At 51.4% G+C, this 20,574-nt stretch carries 21 protein-coding genes; 1 reads left to right on the top strand and 20 read right to left on the bottom strand.

The window, feature by feature from the left end; genetic code table 11:
* Positions 1 to 42: 42 nt before the first annotated feature.
* The 8 genes from ACK8NJ_RS14190 to hinT form a co-directional block, all read right to left on the bottom strand.
* Entirely contained in the window at positions 43 to 582 is a 540-nt protein-coding gene (locus tag ACK8NJ_RS14190; RefSeq protein ID WP_001043459.1) for a glycine zipper 2TM domain-containing protein, read from the bottom strand.
* Positions 583 to 808: 226 nt separating this feature from the next.
* Positions 809 to 2,113 carry an NADH-quinone dehydrogenase gene (gene ndh / locus ACK8NJ_RS14195; RefSeq protein WP_044782039.1) on the bottom strand — a complete coding sequence of 435 codons (1,305 nt, stop codon included), beginning with the start codon at positions 2,111 to 2,113 and terminating at the stop codon, positions 809 to 811.
* A gap of 330 nt (positions 2,114 to 2,443) precedes the next feature.
* Positions 2,444 to 2,986: an alpha/beta hydrolase YcfP gene (ycfP, locus tag ACK8NJ_RS14200; RefSeq protein ID WP_000587933.1), complete on the bottom strand. Its 543-nt coding sequence runs from the start codon at positions 2,984 to 2,986 to the stop codon at positions 2,444 to 2,446.
* A gap of 22 nt (positions 2,987 to 3,008) precedes the next feature.
* Positions 3,009 to 4,034 carry a beta-N-acetylhexosaminidase gene (nagZ, locus tag ACK8NJ_RS14205; protein ID WP_000529285.1) on the bottom strand — a complete coding sequence of 342 codons (1,026 nt, stop codon included), beginning with the start codon at positions 4,032 to 4,034 and terminating at the stop codon, positions 3,009 to 3,011.
* A gap of 10 nt (positions 4,035 to 4,044) precedes the next feature.
* Complete coding sequence (gene thiK / locus ACK8NJ_RS14210) at positions 4,045 to 4,869, bottom strand: thiamine kinase (protein WP_001116573.1); 825 nt, start codon at positions 4,867 to 4,869, stop codon at positions 4,045 to 4,047.
* Positions 4,850 to 5,491, bottom strand: a complete 642-nt coding sequence (gene lpoB / locus ACK8NJ_RS14215; RefSeq protein ID WP_000164439.1) for a penicillin-binding protein activator LpoB — start codon at positions 5,489 to 5,491, stop codon at positions 4,850 to 4,852. Before lpoB ends, thiK begins: the two co-directional genes overlap by 20 nt.
* Before the next feature lie 13 nt (positions 5,492 to 5,504).
* Positions 5,505 to 5,882 (bottom strand): YcfL family protein, encoded by a 378-nt coding sequence (locus ACK8NJ_RS14220; protein WP_001225291.1) that lies wholly within the window; start codon positions 5,880 to 5,882, stop codon positions 5,505 to 5,507.
* A gap of 2 nt (positions 5,883 to 5,884) precedes the next feature.
* A complete protein-coding gene (gene hinT, locus ACK8NJ_RS14225) occupies positions 5,885 to 6,244 on the bottom strand; it encodes a purine nucleoside phosphoramidase (protein WP_000807125.1) in 360 nt (119 codons plus the stop codon).
* Between the two features lie 333 nt (positions 6,245 to 6,577).
* Between hinT and fhuE the strand changes: the two genes are divergently transcribed.
* Positions 6,578 to 8,767 carry a ferric-rhodotorulic acid/ferric-coprogen receptor FhuE gene (fhuE, locus tag ACK8NJ_RS14230; RefSeq protein ID WP_000953476.1) on the top strand — a complete coding sequence of 730 codons (2,190 nt, stop codon included), beginning with the start codon at positions 6,578 to 6,580 and terminating at the stop codon, positions 8,765 to 8,767.
* 59 nt (positions 8,768 to 8,826) lie between these two features.
* On the opposite strand, the gene ptsG is transcribed toward fhuE, so the two are convergent.
* From ptsG to plsX, 12 genes are all read right to left on the bottom strand, one after another.
* Positions 8,827 to 10,260, bottom strand: a complete 1,434-nt coding sequence (gene ptsG, locus ACK8NJ_RS14235; RefSeq protein WP_000475719.1) for a PTS glucose transporter subunit IIBC — start codon at positions 10,258 to 10,260, stop codon at positions 8,827 to 8,829.
* Between the two features lie 293 nt (positions 10,261 to 10,553).
* The gene (locus ACK8NJ_RS14240; protein WP_000480245.1) at positions 10,554 to 11,351 is read right to left on the bottom strand and encodes a metal-dependent hydrolase; all 798 of its coding nucleotides are present in this window, start codon (positions 11,349 to 11,351) and stop codon (positions 10,554 to 10,556) included.
* Between the two features lie 10 nt (positions 11,352 to 11,361).
* Entirely contained in the window at positions 11,362 to 12,366 is a 1,005-nt protein-coding gene (gene holB / locus ACK8NJ_RS14245; protein ID WP_001267922.1) for a DNA polymerase III subunit delta', read from the bottom strand.
* A complete protein-coding gene (gene tmk / locus ACK8NJ_RS14250; protein ID WP_328180695.1) occupies positions 12,363 to 13,004 on the bottom strand; it encodes a dTMP kinase in 642 nt (213 codons plus the stop codon). The genes holB and tmk overlap by 4 nt, the downstream gene beginning before the upstream one ends.
* Positions 12,994 to 14,016 (bottom strand): cell division protein YceG, encoded by a 1,023-nt coding sequence (gene yceG, locus ACK8NJ_RS14255; RefSeq protein ID WP_411961731.1) that lies wholly within the window; start codon positions 14,014 to 14,016, stop codon positions 12,994 to 12,996. Before yceG ends, tmk begins: the two co-directional genes overlap by 11 nt.
* A gap of 2 nt (positions 14,017 to 14,018) precedes the next feature.
* Positions 14,019 to 14,828 carry an aminodeoxychorismate lyase gene (gene pabC, locus ACK8NJ_RS14260; protein WP_411961732.1) on the bottom strand — a complete coding sequence of 270 codons (810 nt, stop codon included), beginning with the start codon at positions 14,826 to 14,828 and terminating at the stop codon, positions 14,019 to 14,021.
* Positions 14,829 to 14,947: 119 nt separating this feature from the next.
* Positions 14,948 to 16,189, bottom strand: coding sequence for a beta-ketoacyl-ACP synthase II (gene fabF / locus ACK8NJ_RS14265; RefSeq protein WP_000044681.1), 1,242 nt, complete (start codon positions 16,187 to 16,189; stop codon positions 14,948 to 14,950).
* Between the two features lie 87 nt (positions 16,190 to 16,276).
* Positions 16,277 to 16,513: an acyl carrier protein gene (gene acpP, locus ACK8NJ_RS14270; RefSeq protein ID WP_000103754.1), complete on the bottom strand. Its 237-nt coding sequence runs from the start codon at positions 16,511 to 16,513 to the stop codon at positions 16,277 to 16,279.
* Between the two features lie 210 nt (positions 16,514 to 16,723).
* Positions 16,724 to 17,458: a 3-oxoacyl-ACP reductase FabG gene (gene fabG / locus ACK8NJ_RS14275; protein ID WP_000007233.1), complete on the bottom strand. Its 735-nt coding sequence runs from the start codon at positions 17,456 to 17,458 to the stop codon at positions 16,724 to 16,726.
* Positions 17,459 to 17,470: 12 nt separating this feature from the next.
* Positions 17,471 to 18,400 (bottom strand): ACP S-malonyltransferase, encoded by a 930-nt coding sequence (gene fabD / locus ACK8NJ_RS14280; protein WP_000191372.1) that lies wholly within the window; start codon positions 18,398 to 18,400, stop codon positions 17,471 to 17,473.
* A 15-nt stretch (positions 18,401 to 18,415) separates the two neighbouring features.
* The gene (gene fabH, locus ACK8NJ_RS14285) at positions 18,416 to 19,369 is read right to left on the bottom strand and encodes a beta-ketoacyl-ACP synthase III (RefSeq protein WP_000288132.1); all 954 of its coding nucleotides are present in this window, start codon (positions 19,367 to 19,369) and stop codon (positions 18,416 to 18,418) included.
* A 67-nt stretch (positions 19,370 to 19,436) separates the two neighbouring features.
* Positions 19,437 to 20,507 (bottom strand): phosphate acyltransferase PlsX, encoded by a 1,071-nt coding sequence (gene plsX / locus ACK8NJ_RS14290; RefSeq protein WP_000197578.1) that lies wholly within the window; start codon positions 20,505 to 20,507, stop codon positions 19,437 to 19,439.
* Positions 20,508 to 20,574: the final 67 nt, after the last annotated feature.

Here is a 20,574-nt window from a genome sequence, read left to right on the forward strand (position 1 = left end):
AGCCTGAGCGAATGAGGGGCTAAATTGCAGAGTACAGCCTTGTTATACTTTGTTATTCAAAATCAGTTGCCCGTTGCTATCTAGCGGGATCTGCGTACCCGGATCGCGGTCCATGCGGATTTTGCCCTGCTGATCGCCAATCTTATAGGTCACATCATAACCGAGCATTTTTTCTGACTTGTCATACACCGTTTTACAACGCTGTTGCGTAGTCGTGTAAGTATCGCTTTCCTGGAGAGAGCCCTGGATCTGGTTACCGGCATAGCCACCTCCCAGCGCCCCCACAACAGTGGCGACATCTTTACCGCGACCACCGCCAAACTGATGCCCTATCACGCCGCCAGCAACAGCGCCGAGCACCGACCCGGTAATGCGATTTTCATCCTGCACCGGTCGACGATGGGTCACTGTGACGTTGCGACACTCCTGACGCGGTGTTTTAACCGTTTCCTTGATTGGGGTTGCAGAAACAACCTGAGCGTATTGCGGGCCACGTTCAAACACGTTCAGACTGGCCACTGCCGCTACGCCCAACGCAGCTGCGACACCAATCCCGATACCCGCCAACATTGATTTATTCACGGGAACACCTCCTTCTTTGCTGTTATGCCAATCATGCAAGCGAAGGAGAAAAGCAGCTATCAGACAGAAGATGAAAAGCGCGGGAATGGCTGGAAATACTTAGGGATTCGGAGGAGTCTGAAGGAATGCCTGATGCGACGCTTAACGCGTCTTATCAGGCCTACCGCTCGTACCATTTGTCCAGGGCGGATAAGGCGTTTACGCCGCATCCGCCAGTACAAGCCGATTAATGCAACTTCAAACGCGGACGGATAACGCGGTTAATACTCCCCACCAGCATCATTAATCCAGTTTTAAAGTAACCATGCAGCGCAATCTGGTGCATTCGGTATAGCGAGATGTATACAAAGCGCGCAATTCGTCCTTCAATCATCATTGAGCCGCGCGTCAGGTTACCCATCAGGCTACCGACGGTGGAGAAGTTCGACAGCGATACCAGAGAACCGTGATCTTTATACTGATAATTTTTCAGCGACTTACCGTTCATCTGTGCCAGAATGTTGTTCATTGCGCAGGTTGCCATCTGGTGTGCGGCCTGCGCACGCGGCGGAACAAAGCCCCCTTCCGGACGCGGGCATGACGCGCAGTCGCCAATAGCGTATATGTCTGGATCGCGGGTGGTTTGCAGCGTCGGTTCCACCACCAGCTGGTTGATACGGTTGGTTTCAAGACCACCGATATCTTTCAGGAAGTCTGGCGCTTTGATCCCGGCTGCCCACACCATCAGATCAGCCTCAATATATTCGCCATCTTTAGTATGCAGGCCGCCTTCATCAGCACTGGTGACCATGGTTTGCGTCAGCACGCGAACGCCAAGTTTCGTTAACTCATTATGGGCCGCAGCAGAGATACGTGGCGGTAATGCAGGCAAAATACGTTCGCCCGCTTCTACCAGCGTTACGTTCAGGGCTTCGTTGGTCAGACCTTTATAACCGTAGCTGTGCAGTTGCTTGACCGCGTTGTGCAATTCAGCGGAGAGTTCTACACCCGTCGCGCCGCCGCCGACTATCGCAATGTTCACTTTGCCATTCGCGCCCAGGTTGGCGGAGTATTTCAGGAACAGATTCAGCATCTCCTGGTGGAAGCGACGCGCCTGGTGCGGGTTATCGAGGAAAATGCAGTTCTCTTTGACACCTGGCGTATTGAAATCGTTGGAGGTGCTACCCAGCGCCATTACCAGGGTGTCATAGGCGATTTTACGTTCCGGAACCAGCAATTCACCTTTTTCGTCGCGCAGTTCTGCAATAGTGATTGTTTTCGCTTCACGATCAATATCAATGACGGAACCCAGCTGGAACTGGAAACCATGATTACGCGCATGGGCCAGATAGCTCAACGCATCAACGCCTTCATCAAGCGAGCCAGTCGCCACTTCGTGCAGCAGCGGTTTCCACAGGTGGCTGTGGTTACGATCGACCAGCGTGATTTTGGCTTTTTTCTTGCGTCCCAGCTTATGCCCCAGCTGTGTTGCCATTTCCAGCCCACCAGCACCGCCGCCGACAATCACAATTTTTTTCAATGGCGTAGTCAACGTGACCCCCTTAAATTTATTAACCAATTGTTAATTAATGGTTATTAACATAGCTCTTAATTAACAACAGGTTACAGCAATGAAAATGTTCTTCACTATTGAGAATAACATGAATGGTGCATTGGTCATACCAAAATTGATGTTAATCAAGTTTTGTTGCTGAAAAGATAGGCGACTTTACCGGGCGAGATCAAAAAACAGAGCCTATTGTTTATTATTTGAGCGAATTTATGAGAGTGGTATAGCGTGAGGGGTGTATGGAGGACGTTTGATAGGCCTGATAAAATGCGCATCAGGTACCGGCAAGGTTACCTGATGCGACGAGGGCATTTACCCGAGGGTTTTGAACGCTTTAATACGCTGTAAATGCGGGGAGATATTCTTGAATTTGTGCGTCTGCTCTTCGTCCCAGACAATCTCGTAATAATGATGCAGCTCTTCAGATGTCCGCTGGCTGTTAAGCGCTTCATCATTACGCGACAAAATCACCAAACAACGATCGCGATTCTTTTCGCGGAAGTTGGTCACACACTTAGTGGCAATATCGGCATACTCTTCCGGGCGATCAATCTTGCCTTCCATGTTCTCATAAGGGAACAAATTAGGGTTGAAGATCACCTGGCGGATATCGCAAAGAAAACCAATCCGTTCCGCCCAGTATCCGCCCAGACCAACGCCGCAAATCAGCGGACGCTCGTCGACGTTCAGTTGCAACATTTTGTCCACTTCTTTGAGCAGATGCTGCATATCATGTTTCGGATGCCGCGTACTGTAGCTTATCAAGCGTACATCCGGGTCAATAAACTGCAATTGTAAGACTTTCTCGTGGTTACCCGGACTGTTAGAGTCAAAACCGTGTAAATAGATAATCATCGCTTCCTCACATAAGCCAGGGTTAGTGACCTGCTTTCTCTTCCTGCCAGCGTTCATGTAACTGATTCAGACGGGTGCTGATCGCTTTCCAGCGAGCCGAGTCCATCAGTTCCTGTCGCGAAAATGAACCTTTATGATACAAACGTGTAACACGTTCTGCCTTGATCGGTGACAGATTATCTAACACGCTGACGGCCCCTTTACGATTATTGCAGACCAGGATCATATCGCAACCCGCGTCCAGTGATGCCTGCCCGCGTTCGGCATAACTGCCCATAATCGCGGCACCTTCCATCGATAAATCGTCAGAGAAAATCACGCCATCAAAACCCAGTTCCTGACGCAAAACGGTTTTCAGCCAATAGGGAGAACCGCTAGCCGGACGCGGATCGACATCACTGTAGATCACATGCGCAGGCATAATGGCGTCGAGTTTATTTTCGCGGATTAAGGAACTGAAGACCGACATATCTTTAGCGCGAATCTCCGCTTGCGGACGTGGGTCACACGGTGTTTCTTTGTGTGAGTCTGCCGTTACTGCACCGTGTCCTGGGAAGTGTTTCCCGGTAGTTTTCATTCCGGCTTCATGCATACCATCAATAAACCGGCTGGCAATTGCCAGGGCTTTTTCGGGATCGGCATGATAAGAACGCTCGCCAATCGCCGCGCTGATATGCCCGACGTCCAGCACTGGCGCAAAGCTGATATCAATATCCATAGCAATCATTTCGCTGGCCATCAACCAACCTGCCTCTTGCGCCAGTTTTCCGCCTTCTTCCATTCCCAACAGCGCAGCGAATGATTGTGCCGCTGGCAAGCGGGTAAAACCTTCACGAAAACGCTGCACGCGTCCACCTTCCTGATCTACCGCCACCACCAGATGATTGCGCGAAGCTGCGCGGATCTGTCGCACCAGTTCACGTAACTGGGCAGGATCATGATAGTTACGCGTAAAGAGAATCAGCCCTCCCACCAGCGGATGCGCCAGTATTTCACGCTCTTCCGCGTCCAGTTCGTAACCTTCGACATCCAACATTACTGGACCCACACTGCTCTCCTTATTGTTTTATTAATAGCTGCCGCCAGGTGTCATCGGCCAGCCTGATAAATTGTTGATCGCCGGTTTGTCCCCAGCGGTACTCAAACCACCCTGCTTTGAGCATCAGCAGCCAGGGAAACCATCGCCTGACCTGACGCCATAATTGCGCCGGGTAAATCTTCGCGCGAGTGGCATAGTCATTGACCAATTGCCGGTGCTGGTCAGTATTTTCCACCCACACCGCCGCCAGTTCCAGCGCGATATCACCATCTCCGGCATACTCCCAGTCGATGAGTTTTAACCCTGACGCGCTATACACTAAATTTCCGGCGTGGACATCCATATGCAATGGACTTAAGCGTAAAGGCCGTGGTTCCCGCGCTTTGCGCAGACGTTTTAACATTCGCAGCCAACCCACTGTCCGCCGCGCCGGATCGCTTTGCTGCCAGTACAGTTCCAGTAACGGCAACAGCGTTATTCGCCAGCCAAAACGCGGTTGTTGATGTAGATAATACAGCAAGCCTGCCAGTTCGTTAGTATCCGGCAAATACGTTTTTACCTCGCCGGGCAGATAGTCGACTACCATCCAGTCACGGAGATATAAATGCGGCTTCGGTGCAATGCATGCGGGTAGTTGTGATAAAGCCCGATACTGGCGCAAGAACGCGGACTGCGGCGCATCAGGATCGTGCGGCTGACGCACAACAAAACGCTGGCCCTGATGTTCAATGAGAAAACTCCCGCCACTAAGCCCACTATTAAACGTCGTGACGGGATGAAATTGCGGGAAAAAGCGCGACAGCAATTCGTCGCGCGTGATGGGATTATTGCTGCGAAACGGCACCTTTACCTGACCAGATAATTTCGCCCGTCTGCACCAGCATCAGCTGCATTTGTAGGGTCGGAGCGTTAACGTTGCCAGAGGCGCTGGAGTACAGCACGTAATGAGCGCCGACATTGCGGGCAATGCCTATGGCTTTACTACGGGTACCTAAACTGTCCTGCGGCGACAAACCTAACTGTTGCTTCGCCATCGACAGCTGCTGGGCGGAAACCAGGGTAAATTTACCGTTATTAGCCAGCGCATTTCGCAGCGTTTCGGTCGCTTCTGCGGCATTCAGCGAACCGTTAGTACGGTTGTTAACGCTATCAACCAGCAGGACGCTACCCGCAGTCACGCCGTCAGCCCCAAGCATCTTACTGACCATCGGCTGCATTGCGCCATTCCAGTCATAATGGCGAATATGCGGCGCAGGCGGTGCAGTTTGATCTTCGTGCTCAATTGGGCCTGGCTGTTGTGGGATTGTCGGCACCGATGGCACTGTGGGGACAGGCTGTTGCGGCTCGGCTGGTTGTTCCGGCGCTGGTTTCACTTCTTCTACCGGCGCAGGTTCACGTTGCCCCACACACCCGGCGAGAAACATCGCCAGCGCGGTAATCAAGGCGTAGCGACTCATTTTTGTCATCAAGATTCACCCCTTACAAATATAGATAAAGTCTGACTTTGTGCGCCCCCAGAAAATTGGCGCTGCCGTACAGCGTTACCGCCGAATGTGCGGGAATGGTAACGCTGCGTGGCCTTTCCAGAGGATGCATCTCCAGCCCTCTGGCGTCATACCAGTAAAAACGATAATGAACGGTAACGGGTTCTTGCCTTTCGTTATAAAGCGTTGAGGATGCTGAAGGTTGAATATCAGACGTCGAAAGGACGGGCTTTTCTGCACTGATGCCCGCAGCCAATAAAGATGACTCCATCACCAGCGATTGCTCATCATTCACCGGAATTTCCGGATGTGAACGACAGCCCACCAGCACTAACAACGCCAGAGACACCAGCCCAAAGCATCCTTTTCTCATCGTTACAGACCTTTATGCGCCAGCATTGGTCCCAGCGGACGGCCACCCAACAAGTGCATATGGATGTGGTAAACCTCTTGTCCGCCGTGGCGGTTGGTGTTCATGATCAGACGATAGCCATCTTCGGCAATACCTTCTTGCTCAGCAATTTTTGCCGCTACGGTGATCATGCGTCCCAGCGCCTGCTCATGCTCAGCAGACACGTCGTTCACAGTTGGAATGAGGATATTTGGAATGATCAGAATATGCGTTGGCGCTTGCGGCGAAATATCGCGAAACGCCGTTACCAGATCATCCTGGTAGACGATATCGGAGGGGATCTCACGACGAATAATTTTGCTAAATATAGTTTCTTCTGCCACGACATTTTCCTTTTTCAAATAGCCATGCGTTGCGCCATGCTACGCCGCGCCACACTGCGAGTATAGAGTATGGTCGAGTTAAACCTGCTCTTTCAACCTTAACTCACGATTTCTTAAGCAAAAAATCGTTTTGCTGCCGTATATATCGCCATTATTCCCATTTCTGCCTGCGAATGCGCTGAAAAGACATTCTCTGTTTGGTTTACACGTCAAATATGAATGCGTATATTTCTCATTTGCATTTACATGCAAAATTATTCGCACACTAAATATAACCGCTCATCACCCTGCTCCGGCATGAGCCTGACGACAACATAAACTAAGAGATTTCAAATGCTTTCAACACAATTTAACAGGGATAATCAATATCAAGCCATCACCAAACCGTCACTACTTGCCGGTTGCATTGTACTGGCACTATTACCTTCTGCCGCTTTTGCTGCACCAGCCACTGAAGAAACGGTGATTGTTGAGGGTTCAGCCACAGCTCCAGATGATGGCAAAAATGATTACAGCGTAACGTCTACCTCTGCAGGTACCAAAATGCAGATGACTCAACGTGATATTCCTCAGTCGGTCACTATTGTTAGCCAGCAGCGGATGGAAGATCAGCAGTTACAAACGCTGGGCGAAGTGATGGAAAACACGCTGGGGATCAGCAAAAGTCAGGCGGATTCCGATCGTGCTCTTTATTATTCCCGCGGATTCCAGATCGATAACTATATGGTTGATGGTATCCCCACCTATTTTGAATCGCGCTGGAATCTGGGCGACGCACTTTCTGATATGGCACTGTTTGAACGCGTAGAAGTAGTGCGTGGCGCGACAGGACTCATGACCGGGACGGGTAATCCATCTGCGGCAATTAATATGGTTCGAAAACACGCGACCAGTCGTGAATTTAAAGGCGATGTCTCGGCGGAATACGGTAGCTGGAACAAAGAACGGTATGTGGCGGATTTACAAAGTCCACTCACCGAAGATGGTAAAATCCGCGCGCGAATTGTCGGCGGCTACCAGAATAACGACTCATGGCTGGACCGCTACAACAGTGAAAAGACCTTCTTCTCCGGCATTGTTGATGCTGATTTAGGCGATCTTACGACGCTTTCAGCCGGTTACGAATATCAGCGCATTGATGTTAATAGCCCAACGTGGGGCGGTTTACCGCGCTGGAATACTGATGGCAGCGGCAACAGTTACGATCGCGCGCGCAGTACCGCACCTGACTGGGCGTATAACGATAAAGAGATCAACAAGGTCTTTATGACCCTCAAGCAGCGGTTTGCTGATACCTGGCAAGCGACACTGAATGCCACCCACTCCGAAGTCGAATTTGACAGCAAAATGATGTATGTCGATGCCTATGTAAATAAAGCGGATGGTATGCTGGTTGGGCCATACAGTAATTATGGACCTGGCTTTGATTATGTCGGCGGCACCGGTTGGAACAGCGGCAAACGTAAAGTTGATGCGCTGGATTTGTTTGCTGACGGTAGTTATGAATTGTTTGGTCGTCAGCACAATCTAATGTTTGGTGGCAGTTACAGCAAACAAAACAATCGTTACTTCAGTTCATGGGCAAACATCTTCCCGGATGAAATTGGCAGTTTCTACAACTTTAATGGCAATTTCCCACAAACCGACTGGTCACCACAGAGCCTGGCGCAGGACGATACCACACATATGAAATCGTTATATGCTGCCACTCGTGTCACCCTTGCCGATCCGCTGCATCTGATCCTCGGCGCACGTTATACCAACTGGCGGGTTGATACGCTGACTTACAGCATGGAGAAAAACCACACCACGCCTTACGCTGGTCTGGTGTTTGACATCAATGACAACTGGTCGACCTACGCCAGCTATACCTCTATTTTCCAGCCGCAAAATGATCGTGACAGTTCAGGCAAATATCTGGCTCCAATCACCGGTAACAACTACGAGCTGGGTCTGAAATCGGACTGGATGAATAGCCGTCTGACCACCACGTTAGCCATCTTCCGTATTGAGCAGGATAATGTCGCTCAGTCCACTGGTACACCTATCCCCGGCAGCAACGGCGAAACCGCCTATAAAGCGGTGGATGGGACAGTCAGTAAAGGTGTGGAATTTGAACTCAACGGCGCAATTACCGACAACTGGCAGCTGACGTTTGGCGCAACGCGCTATATTGCAGAGGATAACGAAGGAAACGCCGTTAATCCTAATCTGCCACGCACCACGGTTAAAATGTTCACCAGCTATCGGTTGCCTGTCATGCCAGAGTTGACGGTCGGCGGTGGTGTTAACTGGCAAAATCGCGTGTATACCGACACCGTGACGCCGTATGGCACCTTCCGCGCCGAGCAAGGTAGCTACGCGCTGGTGGATCTCTTCACCCGCTACCAGGTGACGAAAAACTTCTCGTTACAGGGGAACGTCAATAACCTGTTCGACAAAACCTACGATACCAACGTGGAAGGTTCTATCGTCTACGGCGCACCGCGTAATTTCAGCATTACCGGCACGTATCAATTCTGAATAACACCTGTAAAAAAGGCAGCCATCCGGCTGCCTTAGTCTCCCCAACGTCTTACGGATTAGTGGTTACGGATGTACTCATCCATCTCGGTTTTCAGGTTATCGGATTTAGTACCGAAAATCGCCTGAACACCAGAACCAGCAACCACTACGCCCGCTGCGCCCAGTTTCTTCAGGCCAGCCTGATCCACTTTAGACACATCAGCAACGCTGACGCGCAGACGGGTAATACATGCGTCGAGGTTAGTAATATTTTCTTTACCACCAAATGCAGCAACCAGAGCCGGTGCCATTTCGCTGGTACCTGTCGCTTTTGCATCTTCAGTCGCATCTTCACGACCCGGCGTTTTCAGATCCAGTGCTTTAATCAGCACGCGGAAGATGGTGTAGTAAACAATTGCATAACCGATACCGACGATCGGGAACAGCCACAGTTTGCTGCTGTTACCAGACAGAACAATGAAGTCGATCAGACCGTGCGAGAACGACGTACCGTCACGCATCCCCAGAAGAATACAGATTGGGAATGCCAGGCCTGCCAGAATCGCGTGGATGATGTACAGGATCGGCGCAACGAACATGAAGGAGAACTCGATCGGCTCGGTGATACCGGTCAGGAACGAGGTCAGCGCCGCGGAGATCATAATACCGCCCACTTTCGCGCGGTTTTCTGGTTTAGCAGAGTGCCAGATAGCAATTGCGGCAGCTGGCAGACCGTACATTTTGAACAGGAAGCCACCAGACAGTTTACCCGCAGTCGGGTCACCCGCCATATAACGCGGAATGTCGCCGTGGAAAACCTGACCTGCTGCGTTGGTGTATTCACCAATTTGCATCTGGAAAGGTACGTTCCAGATGTGGTGCAGACCAAACGGTACCAGGCAACGTTCGATGAAACCGTAAATGCCAAACGCAACTACCGGGTTCTGGTAAGCAGCCCACTGAGAGAAGGTCTGGATTGCAGAACCAATCGGCGGCCAAATGAAGGACAGCACAACGCCAGTAAAGATGGCAGCCAGGCCAGAAATGATCGGCACAAAGCGTTTACCGGCAAAGAAGCCAAGATACTCAGGCAGCTTAATACGGTAGAAACGGTTAAACATATACGCTGCAATCGCACCGGAGATAATCCCTCCGAGTACGCCAGTATCCGCCAGGTGTTTAGAGGCGATTTCTTCAGCAGGTAAATGCAGTACCAGTGGCGCAACCACGGCCATGGTTTTAACCATGATGCCATAGGCAACAACTGCAGCCAGCGCGGATACGCCATCGTTATTGGTAAAGCCGAGGGCGACACCGATCGCAAAAATCAGTGGCATGTTTGCAAAGACGGAACCGCCTGCTTCTGCCATAACATGCGATACAACGGCGGGCAGCCAGCTGAAATTCGCGGAACCGACGCCCAGCAGAATACCTGCGATAGGCAGTACGGATACCGGCAGCATCAGCGATTTACCGACCTTTTGCAGGTTAGCAAATGCATTCTTAAACATAATTGAGAGTGCTCCTGAGTATGGGTGCTTTTTTACGTTCTCACGCGTGGCAAGGGGGGAGAGCCTCGCCGTATACAGGGCATCTAAGCGCCCTTTATTTATTACACAGAGTAAAATAATTCAGTGCCAATTTGTTTGACGGCTATCACGTTTCAACTTCAGATCATTGGAGAAGTTGCACATTTTGACAAAACATATGTCACAATATTTCAAACGTGGTTATTCACCGCCCAATTTTCGGCGGTGAACTTTACTCGTTTTAGCCATTAATTACGAGCTTTAAAAAAACTCATTCAACGGATGGATTGAAGGCGGGAAGCATCGATGTGAAACAGACGGGCGAAGTTATCGGTGGTTACCTGCGCCAGTTCTTCAACGGCAACACCTTTCAACACAGCCATGTATTCTGCAACGTCACGAACCATCGCAGGTTGATTCTCTTTTCCTCGATGCGGAACCGGTGCAAGGTAAGGTGAGTCAGTTTCTACCAGTAACCGATCCAGGGGGACATAACGCGCGGCATCGCGCAGTTGCTCCGCATTACGGAAGGTCACAATGCCGGAAAAGGAGATGTAAAATCCGAGATCCAGTAATTTTCCCGCCGTTTCTCTGTCCTCTGTAAAACAGTGTAGTACGCCACCGCAATCCGTCACTTTTTCTTCGCGCAGAATTGCCAGCGTATCGGCGCGGGCGTCACGGGTGTGGACGATAACCGGCTTGTTCAGTTCACGACCAATCTGGATATGATGGATGAAGGACTCTTGCTGCCGTACTTTAGTTTCCGGCGTGTAATAATAATCCAACCCGGTTTCACCCAGCGCAACAACGCCCTCTTCTGCCGCCAGACGGCGTAAATCTTCTACATCGTAGGGATCATTCTGGTTGAGTGGATGCACGCCACAAGAAAATACGACGTTGTCACGTTCGCCTACCAGATCCCGCATGTGTAAATAACCCGGTAATGTTGTGGCGACTGCCAGACAAAATTTCACATCGCGTGCGGCGGCTTTCGCCAGAACGTCATCCACGTCCTTATGCAAAGATTCATAATCCAGTCCATCGAGATGGCAGTGTGAGTCGACTAAAAACATGATGTCTCTCTTAAAGATGAGGAACCGGTAGCACAACGCCCGGTTGCAGGTAATGCTCAATACGCAGTAAAAGATCGGTGATGAGAAGCTCGCGGTTGATGCCTGTGACAGACATTAACTGTTCACGAATGTGGCAAACATCCCCCAGTATAGCCTGCAGGCGCGAGGGAGAAAGATGATTTGCCAGTTCGACGACCAGGCCCGGCACATCAACATTGGTCACCTGCGCAGCGCCATGATGGCGTTTTAGCGCATCCATCAGCAACGTTGCCAGCCAGTGTAAACGCGCCGGAGCTTGTTCATGATTAAGGGCCGCTAGCAGCGAATACCAGTCGCCCGATTGCACGCTATATGCCAGCGCCTGACACAATGTTTCACGAGCCTGCCAGTTATCTCCCTGAAACAACGCCAGTGCCGCCCCAGGCGAACCGGCGCTTAAGCGCAATGCGGCAAGTAGTGCATCCTGTGACATTGTCACTTCGCGTGAAAGCCAGGTCACGGCGTACTGTTCCGGCGGCGGCGCAAGGTAATGTAACCGACAACGACTACGTAATGTTGCCAGTAAACGTTCAGGCTCGCGGGTAGCCAGGAAAAACCAGGTTTCTGCTGGTGGCTCTTCAAGCGTTTTCAGCAATGCGTTAGCCGCGGCGTCGGTCAGTAAGGCAGCATCGGTTACCCATACAACTTTCGCACCACCTAAGCGTGCGTGCTCATTTAACTTTTCGGTGACTTCACGTACCGCATCAATGCCCAGCGCATTTTTCCCTTTTTCGGGAGCCAGGGTGTAATAATCGGGATGCGTGCCAGCCTGCATCAACTGACATCCACGACAGTGACCGCAACTTTTGTGGCCCTGCGGTTGTTGGCAGAGTAAATAACGGCTCAGGGCGTAGATTAAAGCATCATCGCCCATGCCCGGTAACGCCTGAATGAGTAGCGCATGGTGACCTCTTCCGGCCTGATAGCTGGCTACCAGTTTTTCGAAATCAGGTCGTAACCATGGATACCATCTCATGCGTCCAACTCCTTCACCCAGTTGGTCACGGTAGTGCGGATTGCATCCATCACGGCCTCCAGCGGCTGGGTGGCATCAATGGTATGAATGCTTTTATCTTGTGCTGCCAGTTCCAGATAGCGGGCGCGGGTGCGATTAAAGAAATCGAAAGACTCTTGCTCAATACGATCCAGCTCGCCGCGCGCACGCGCGCGTTTTAAGCCAACCTCCGGGGTAACATCGAGATAGAGCGTTAAGTCGGGGCGAAAATCCCCGAGAACAGCATCACGCAGTGTTGCCAGCATATGTTGGTCAATACCACGTCCTCCACCCTGATAGGCTTGAGTGGAGAGATCGTGGCGATCGCCAATCACCCAGGTGTCGTTAGCCAGCGCAGGTTTGATGACCGTTTCTACCAGTTGAACGCGCGCGGCATAAAACATCAGAACTTCGGCTTTATCGGTAATGACTTCATCGCCTACCGATTTGATATCCAGCACCAGGCTTCTTAACTTTTCGGCAAGTTGCGTACCGCCAGGTTCCCGAGTGAAAACCATGTCGCGGATACCCAGTTGCTCGAGCGTCTCAACCACCACGTTACGCGCGGTAGTTTTGCCTGCGCCTTCCAGCCCCTCAATGACGATATACTTACTGCGCATTTTTTTCCTTAAGCACTTTCAGATAATCCTGCACAGACTTGTTATGACTGGCAAGATTGGTATTAAACGTGTGACCACCTTTACCATCGGCCACAAAATAGAGATACGGCGTTTTTGCCGGATGCGCAGCAGCCTTCAGCGAATCCGCCCCCGGCGTCGCTATCGCACCTGGCGGCAGACCGGTAATGGTATAGGTGTTATACGCTGTCGGCGTTTCCAGGTCTGCACGAGAAAGTTTGCCATTATAACGCTCTCCCATCCCGTAAATCACGGTCGGGTCGGTCTGCAGGCGCATACCAATGCGTAAACGGTTGATAAATACTGAGGCAACCTGATCGCGTTCACTGGCAACGGCGGTTTCTTTTTCGATAATTGATGCCATCGTCACCAACTGGTTTTTATCTTTATAAGGCAGACCGTCCGCACGCCCTTCCCAGGCGCTATCGACCGCTTTCACCATTTTCTTGTGCGCTCGCTTGAGTAACGCGACATCGGTGGTATTGGCGGTATACATCCAGGTGTCTGGCCAGAACCAACCTTCAATCCACTCCGGGTTTTCCAGTTCAAGTGCCTGCGCTACGGTGGCGTACTTATCGTCGCTCAGCGTGTGCTTGATATACGGGGCCTCACGCAATTGCTTGAGGTAATCGCTCAGACGCATCCCTTCTACCAGTCGCAGAGGGAACTGTGCTTCTTTACCGCTTTCCAGCAATTTCAGCATCTCGCGCACGGTCATCTGCGGTGTAAAGCGGTAAGTCCCGGCTTTAAAGTGAGAAAGATCCGGTTCGATACGCAGCAGCCATTGGAAAACCCGTGGGCGATTGATGATCTTATCGGCATAAAGATGTTCACCGAGCGCCAGACGTCCGGTCCCTGGCTTCAGGGTAAATATCGTCTCTTCTTTGATAAGCAATTTGCTGTCGGCAAGATGGCGAACCTTCCAGACGCCCACACCAGCGGCGATACCCAGTACCACCAGCAATAACAAGATAATCAATAACACTTTTTTCATGACTAATTCGGGCGCTCACAAAGTGGGGCTAAATATTCATATAACGTTGCTGACGAAAAGGAGACATCGCCACAGGCACGTACGGGTATCACTGGCATTAACGCATTACAAATAACCATCTCATCTGCCTGCAACGCCTCCTCCAGCGAGGCTTGCACTTCGACAAGCTGATAAGAGGATTGTGCCAGTAAACGGATACAGAATTGTCGCATAATGCCGTTAACACCTGCCTGATCCAGTCGCGGCGTATAAACTACGTTGCCCTTCCGCCAGAACAAATTAGCCGCACAGCATTCCGTAACCCACCCTTCGCTGTCAAGGACCAGCGCCTCATCAGCGTTTGTCTGCTCAAGATGAGAGCGGATCAATACTTGCTCAAGCCGATTAAGATGTTTAATACCTGCAAGATGAGGATTGCGCCCCAGCCGCACCGGGCTTAGCGCCAACGTCATCCCCTCGTTACGCAAACGGTCGTAATGTGCGGGATAAACCGTAACGGAGAGAATCCGCGTTGCCGGTCCACTGTTCAATGTGCTGTACCCTCGCCCGCCACTACCGCGACTGATCACGACTTTCAGTACACCATTTTGCTGTTCTGCTGCCAGCGTTTTCATCTCTTGTTCAAGCTGAGGCCAGAAGTCACAGGAAATCATCAACCGCTGACAAGCATCCTGTAGTCGCTGGATATGCGCCGATAACAAACTGACTTTACCGTCGATAACTCTGGCGGTGGTAAAACAACCATCACCAAACTGCGTTGCCCGATCGCTTACTGCCAGCGATTCCTGCTTATGACCGTTAATTAAGAACATACCGGCTCCTTATCAGAGAATTGTTAGTGTGGCAGCATGTTCACTACGGAACAAGTCGGAATAAAAGCTAAGAAAAAAGGCCCGCAAGCGGACCTTTTATAAGGGTGGAAAATGACAACTTAGATCTTTTTAAAGATCAAAGAACCATTAGTGCCACCGAAGCCGAAGGAGTTACACAGCGTGTATTCCATTCCGCTGACCTGACGCGCTTCGTACGGTACGAAATCCAGATCGCAACCTTCATCCGGGTTATCCAGGTTAATGGTTGGCGGAACAGCCTGATCGCGCAGCGCCAGGATGGAGTAGATAGATTCTACTGCACCCGCCGCACCTAACAGGTGACCGGTCATAGATTTCGTGGAGCTTACCAACACACGGCTTGCAGCTTCACCGAAGATGGTTTTCACCGCCTGCGCTTCAGCTTTATCGCCAGCCGGAGTAGAAGTACCGTGTGCGTTAACGTAGCCAATCTGACTCGCTTCAATGCCTGCATCACGCAAAGCATTTGCCATTGCCAGAGCTGCGCCTGCGCCATTTTCTGGCGGTGACGTCATATGATAAGCATCGCTGCTCATACCAAAGCCGACGAGTTCAGCGTAAATTTTCGCACCGCGTTTTTTCGCGTGTTCGTACTCTTCAAGTACCAGCATACCGGCACCATCGCCCAGTACGAAACCATCACGCTCTTTATCCCACGGGCGGCTCGCCGCTTGCGGGTTATCATTGCGGGTAGATAATGCACGTGCCGCGCCAAAACCACCAACGCCCAGCGGCGTACTGGCTTTCTCTGCGCCACCTGCAACCATCACGTCAGCATCGCCATACGCGATAATACGCGCAGCATGGCCAATGTTGTGCACGCCGGAAGTACAGGCGGTCGCGATAGAGATGCTTGGGCCACGCAGGCCATACATGATAGTCAGATGACCTGCCACCATGTTCACAATCGTTGACGGAACGAAGAATGGGCTGATCTTACGTGGACCACCGTTCATCAGAGATGTGTGGTTTTCTTCGATCAGTCCGAGGCCGCCAATCCCGGAGCCAATTGCGGCACCAATGCGGGTTGCGTTCTCTTCCGTTATTTCAAGGCCAGAATCCTGCATGGCCTGAACGCCAGCGACAATTCCATATTGAATGAAGGCATCCATCTTGCGCTGTTCTTTGCGCGAGATAATGTCCTCACAGTTAAAATCCTTTACTAAGCCAGCAAATTTCGTTGCATAGGCGCTAGTATCGAAATGGTCGATTAGGCTGATGCCACTCTGACCGGCAAGCAGAGCTTTCCAGGTAGACTCTACGGTATTGCCGACAGGAGACAACATGCCCAGTCCGGTCACAACTACACGACGCTTAGACACGTTTGTCCTCCAGGGAGGGAAAAAATGATTCTAGTGGGACAAAAAGATAAAACTCAGGCGGTCGAACGACCGCCTGGAGATGTTCACTTACGCCTGGTGGCCGTTGATGTAATCAATGGCAGCCTGAACGGTGGTGATTTTCTCAGCTTCTTCGTCCGGAATCTCAGTATCAAACTCTTCTTCCAGAGCCATTACCAGCTCAACGGTGTCAAGAGAATCCGCGCCCAGGTCTTCAACGAAAGAAGCATTGTTGGTAACTTCTTCCTGCTTAACGCCCAGCTGTTCGCCGATAATTTTCTTAACGCGTTCTTCGATAGTGCTCATACTCTTAAATTTCCTATCAAAACTCGCTTTCGCGATGGTTTTCGTAGTGTATAAAATGTTGAAAAATTTGCAACTAAATCCCGGCAGGTCTTACCACGATTTTACGTTATTTTGAGGCCTTACCCCCCAATAACGCAAATCATTTTGCACTAATTATTACTCATAACCACGCAGACTGCGCGCAACATGAGCATTTTGTGCAAATCGCGGTCAGACCATGTACATCCCGCCGTTCACATGCAAAGTTTCACCCGTGATGTAAGCTGCTTCGTCGGATGCCAGGAATGCAACCGCGTTGGCGATTTCCTGTGCGCCGCCGAGGCGACCCGCAGGAACCTGCGCCAGGATACCCGCACGCTGGTCATCGCTCAGCGCACGTGTCATGTCCGTTTCAATAAAGCCCGGAGCAACAACGTTTACAGTAATACCGCGTGACGCAACTTCGCGCGCCAGTGATTTACTGAAGCCGATCAAGCCCGCTTTCGCCGCAGCGTAGTTGGCCTGACCGCCATTTCCCATGGTACCAACCACAGAACCGATAGTGATAATACGACCATGACGCTTTTTCATCATAGCGCGCATTACCGCTTTTGACAGACGGAAAACAGATGAAAGGTTGGTTTCGATAATATCGTTCCACTCTTCATCTTTCATTCGCATTAACAGGTTATCACGAGTGATACCGGCATTATTGACCAGGATATCCACTTCACCAAATTCTGCGCGAATTTTTTCCAGAACAGATTCGATAGATGCCGGGTCGGTCACATTCAACATCAGACCTTTGCCGTTGGCACCTAAATAATCACTGATCGCCTGAGCGCCATTTTCACTGGTCGCAGTGCCAATAACTTTCGCGCCACGGGCTGCGAGCGTTTCAGCAATTGCGCGGCCAATTCCGCGGCTTGCACCGGTTACCAGTGCGATTTTTCCTTCAAAACTCATGATTTTCCTCTTTTAAAGCTCGAGCGCCGCTGCCATCGCTGAAGGTTCGTTCAGCGCCGAGGCGGTCAGGGTGTCGACAATGCGTTTCGTCAGGCCAGTAAGCACTTTGCCCGGGCCGACTTCATAGAGATGTTCTACGCCTTGCGCTGCCATGTATTCAACAGACTTCGTCCACTGAACCGGGTTATACAACTGACGTACCAGTGCGTCACGGATGGCATCACCATTGGTTTCGCATTTCACATCAACGTTATTCACAACAGGAACTGTTGGTGCGTTAAAGGTGATTTTCGCTAATTCTACTGCCAGTTTGTCGGCTGCTGGTTTCATCAGCGCACAGTGAGACGGTACGCTCACTGGTAACGGCAGAGCGCGTTTTGCGCCCGCAGCTTTACAGGCAGCGCCAGCACGCTCAACTGCTTCTTTATGACCGGCAATAACCACCTGTCCCGGAGAGTTAAAGTTTACCGGAGAAACGACCTGACCTTCTGCAGCTTCTTCACACGCTTTCGCAATAGACGCATCATCCAGACCGATGATTGCCGCCATAGCGCCCGTGCCTTCCGGTACGGCTTCTTGCATGAACTTGCCGCGCATCTCAACCAGACGCACCGCATCAGCGAAATCAATCACACCAGCGCAAACCAGCGCGGAGTATTCCCCCAGGCTGTGACCAGCCATCATTGCCGGTGCTTTACCGCCCTGCTGCTGCCATACGCGATACAGCGCAACAGATGCAGTCAACAGCGCTGGCTGGGTTTGCCAGGTTTTATTCAGTTCTTCAGCCGGCCCCTGCTGGGTCAGCGCCCACAGGTCGTAGCCCAGCGCCGCAGAAGCTTCAGCAAACGTTTCTTCGACAATTGGATAGCTCGCCGCCATATCAGCCAGCATTCCAACGGTTTGAGAACCCTGTCCAGGGAACACAAATGCAAATTGCGTCATGTTTTAATCCTTATCCTAGAAACGAACCAGCGCGGAGCCCCAGGTGAATCCACCGCCAAAGGCTTCAAGCAGAACCAACTGCCCCGGCTTAATGCGCCCGTCGCGTACAGCTTCATCCAGCGCGCACGGGACAGAGGCCGCAGAGGTATTACCGTGGCGATCCAGCGTCACCACGACATTGTCCATCGACATGCCGAGTTTTTTCGCCGTTGCACTGATAATACGCAGGTTAGCCTGATGCGGAACCAGCCAGTCCAGTTGAGAACGGTCAAGATTATTCGCCGCCAGCGTCTCATCAACGATGTGCGCCAGTTCCGTTACCGCAACCTTGAAGACTTCGTTGCCCGCCATCGTCAGATGAATTGAATTCTCTGGATTTACGCGGTCGGCGTTTGGCAGCGTCAGCAATTCACCATAACTACCGTCGGCATGCAGATGGGTGGAAATGATTCCCGGCTCTTCAGAGGCAGCCAGCACCGCAGCGCCCGCGCCATCGCCAAAAATAATAATAGTCCCACGATCTGTTGGATCGCAGGTGCGCGCCAGTACATCGGAACCGACGACCAGAGCATACTTCACCGCCCCAGATTTCACGTATTGATCGGCTACGCTTAATGCATAGGTGAAACCTGCGCAGGCTGCTGCAACGTCAAATGCCGGGCAACCTTTAATGCCCAGCATGCTTTGAATCTGACAAGCTGCGCTCGGGAAAGCGTGCGTAGCAGAAGTCGTTGCCACAACGATCAGGCCAATCTGGTCTTTCTCAATGCCCGCCATCTCAATTGCGCGTGTCGCCGCTTCAAAGCCCATGGTTGAAACGGTTTCGTTTGGCGCGGCAATGTGGCGTTCGCGGATACCGGTACGAGTGACAATCCACTCGTCAGAGGTGTCCACCATTTTTTCCAAATCGGCGTTTGTCCGCACTTGTTCGGGCAGATAGCTGCCAGTACCAATAATCTTCGTATACATGTACGCTCAGTCACTTTTCGGTTATATACCGTCACTTGCAAACTGCGAGTTCGCTGGCAGCGTCCTGCTACCGCAGAGTTCCGCTTTTGCCACCGTCCAGCAGCTCAAAACCAGCTGGGTATACAGATTCCAGGCGAGCGGCAATTCGCTGAGGAACTTGTCGCTGCACCGCCTGCACTGCCTGTTCAATCGCGACCGCAAAAGCTCGCTGATTGGCTGCACCATGACTTTTTATCACCGTGCCGCGCAATCCTAACAGACAGGCGCCGTTATACTGGTCGGGGTTGAGGTGACTGAATCGCCTCGTCAGGCTCTTTTGTAGCCAACGCTTTAATAACAGTAGCCACCACGACCGTTTTTTCCCTTCACCCTGAGATTTCAGCAGAGAAAGGAACATCCTGACAACACCTTCCATCGTCTTTAATGTGACATTTCCTGTAAAGCCATCACAAACCAGCACATCTGTCTTGCCAGTTAACAACTCATTGGCTTCAAGATAGCCGATATAATTGATAGAAGGGATTGTTTTAAGCACCGCTGAGGCATCCCGAATACTGTCGAGACCCTTTACTTCTTCTTCACCAATATTGAGCAACGCCACGCGAGGATTGGGAATTTCCACCACCTCTTCAGCCAGAACTGAGCCCATAATGGCAAATTGCACCAACATTGTGCTGTCACAATCGACGTTGGCCCCTAAATCGAGGACCACCGTTTTGCCCTTTTGCTGATGCGGTAATACCGTCACCAGCGCCGGACGCTCAATCCCCTCCAGGGGCTTGAGTAATAATTTTGCCAGCCCCATCAGCGCCCCGGTATTACCGGCACTAACACAGGCTTGCGCTCGACCTTCTTTCACCAGCTCCAGGGCCACGCGCATTGAACTCCCACGACTGGCGCGGATAGCTTGCGAAGGCCGGGCATCACTGGCGATAACTGACTGCGCAGGAATAATCTGCAGACGCGAACGTTGTTCAAAGTCAGCTTTAGCAAGTAATGGCGTGATGGCGTCGGGATTGCCGACTAAAAGAAGAGTGAGTTGCGAATTAGAATTCAGTGCCTGCAATGCTGCAGGCACTGTCACGGAAGGGCCAAAATCCCCTCCCATGACATCTAACGCCAGGGTTAGACGTGTCAAGGTATCGTCGCCGCCCGGTTTGGTCTTTCCCCAGTTGCCTGGGGAAAATCCTCACTAAGCTTCATCA

It is taken from the genome of Escherichia sp. F1 (genome assembly GCF_046764225.1).
In the GTDB taxonomy this organism is placed as follows: domain Bacteria; phylum Pseudomonadota; class Gammaproteobacteria; order Enterobacterales; family Enterobacteriaceae; genus Escherichia; species Escherichia coli.

Coding starts and splice junctions, on each gene's coding strand:
- ycfP (WP_000587933.1), bottom strand. CDS start 2,986: ATGATTATCTATTTACACGGTTTTGACTCTAACAGTCCGGGTAACCAC.
- lpoB (WP_000164439.1), bottom strand. CDS start 5,491: ATGACAAAAATGAGTCGCTACGCCTTGATTACCGCGCTGGCGATGTTT.
- ACK8NJ_RS14220 (WP_001225291.1), bottom strand. CDS start 5,882: ATGAGAAAAGGATGCTTTGGGCTGGTGTCTCTGGCGTTGTTAGTGCTG.
- fhuE (WP_000953476.1), top strand. CDS start 6,578: ATGCTTTCAACACAATTTAACAGGGATAATCAATATCAAGCCATCACC.
- ptsG (WP_000475719.1), bottom strand. CDS start 10,260: ATGTTTAAGAATGCATTTGCTAACCTGCAAAAGGTCGGTAAATCGCTG.
- ACK8NJ_RS14240 (WP_000480245.1), bottom strand. CDS start 11,351: ATGTTTTTAGTCGACTCACACTGCCATCTCGATGGACTGGATTATGAA.
- holB (WP_001267922.1), bottom strand. CDS start 12,366: ATGAGATGGTATCCATGGTTACGACCTGATTTCGAAAAACTGGTAGCC.
- tmk (WP_328180695.1), bottom strand. CDS start 13,004: ATGCGCAGTAAGTATATCGTCATTGAGGGGCTGGAAGGCGCAGGCAAA.
- yceG (WP_411961731.1), bottom strand. CDS start 14,016: ATGAAAAAAGTGTTATTGATTATCTTGTTATTGCTGGTGGTACTGGGT.
- pabC (WP_411961732.1), bottom strand. CDS start 14,828: ATGTTCTTAATTAACGGTCATAAGCAGGAATCGCTGGCAGTAAGCGAT.
- acpP (WP_000103754.1), bottom strand. CDS start 16,513: ATGAGCACTATCGAAGAACGCGTTAAGAAAATTATCGGCGAACAGCTG.
- fabG (WP_000007233.1), bottom strand. CDS start 17,458: ATGAGTTTTGAAGGAAAAATCGCACTGGTAACCGGTGCAAGCCGCGGA.
- fabD (WP_000191372.1), bottom strand. CDS start 18,400: ATGACGCAATTTGCATTTGTGTTCCCTGGACAGGGTTCTCAAACCGTT.
- fabH (WP_000288132.1), bottom strand. CDS start 19,369: ATGTATACGAAGATTATTGGTACTGGCAGCTATCTGCCCGAACAAGTG.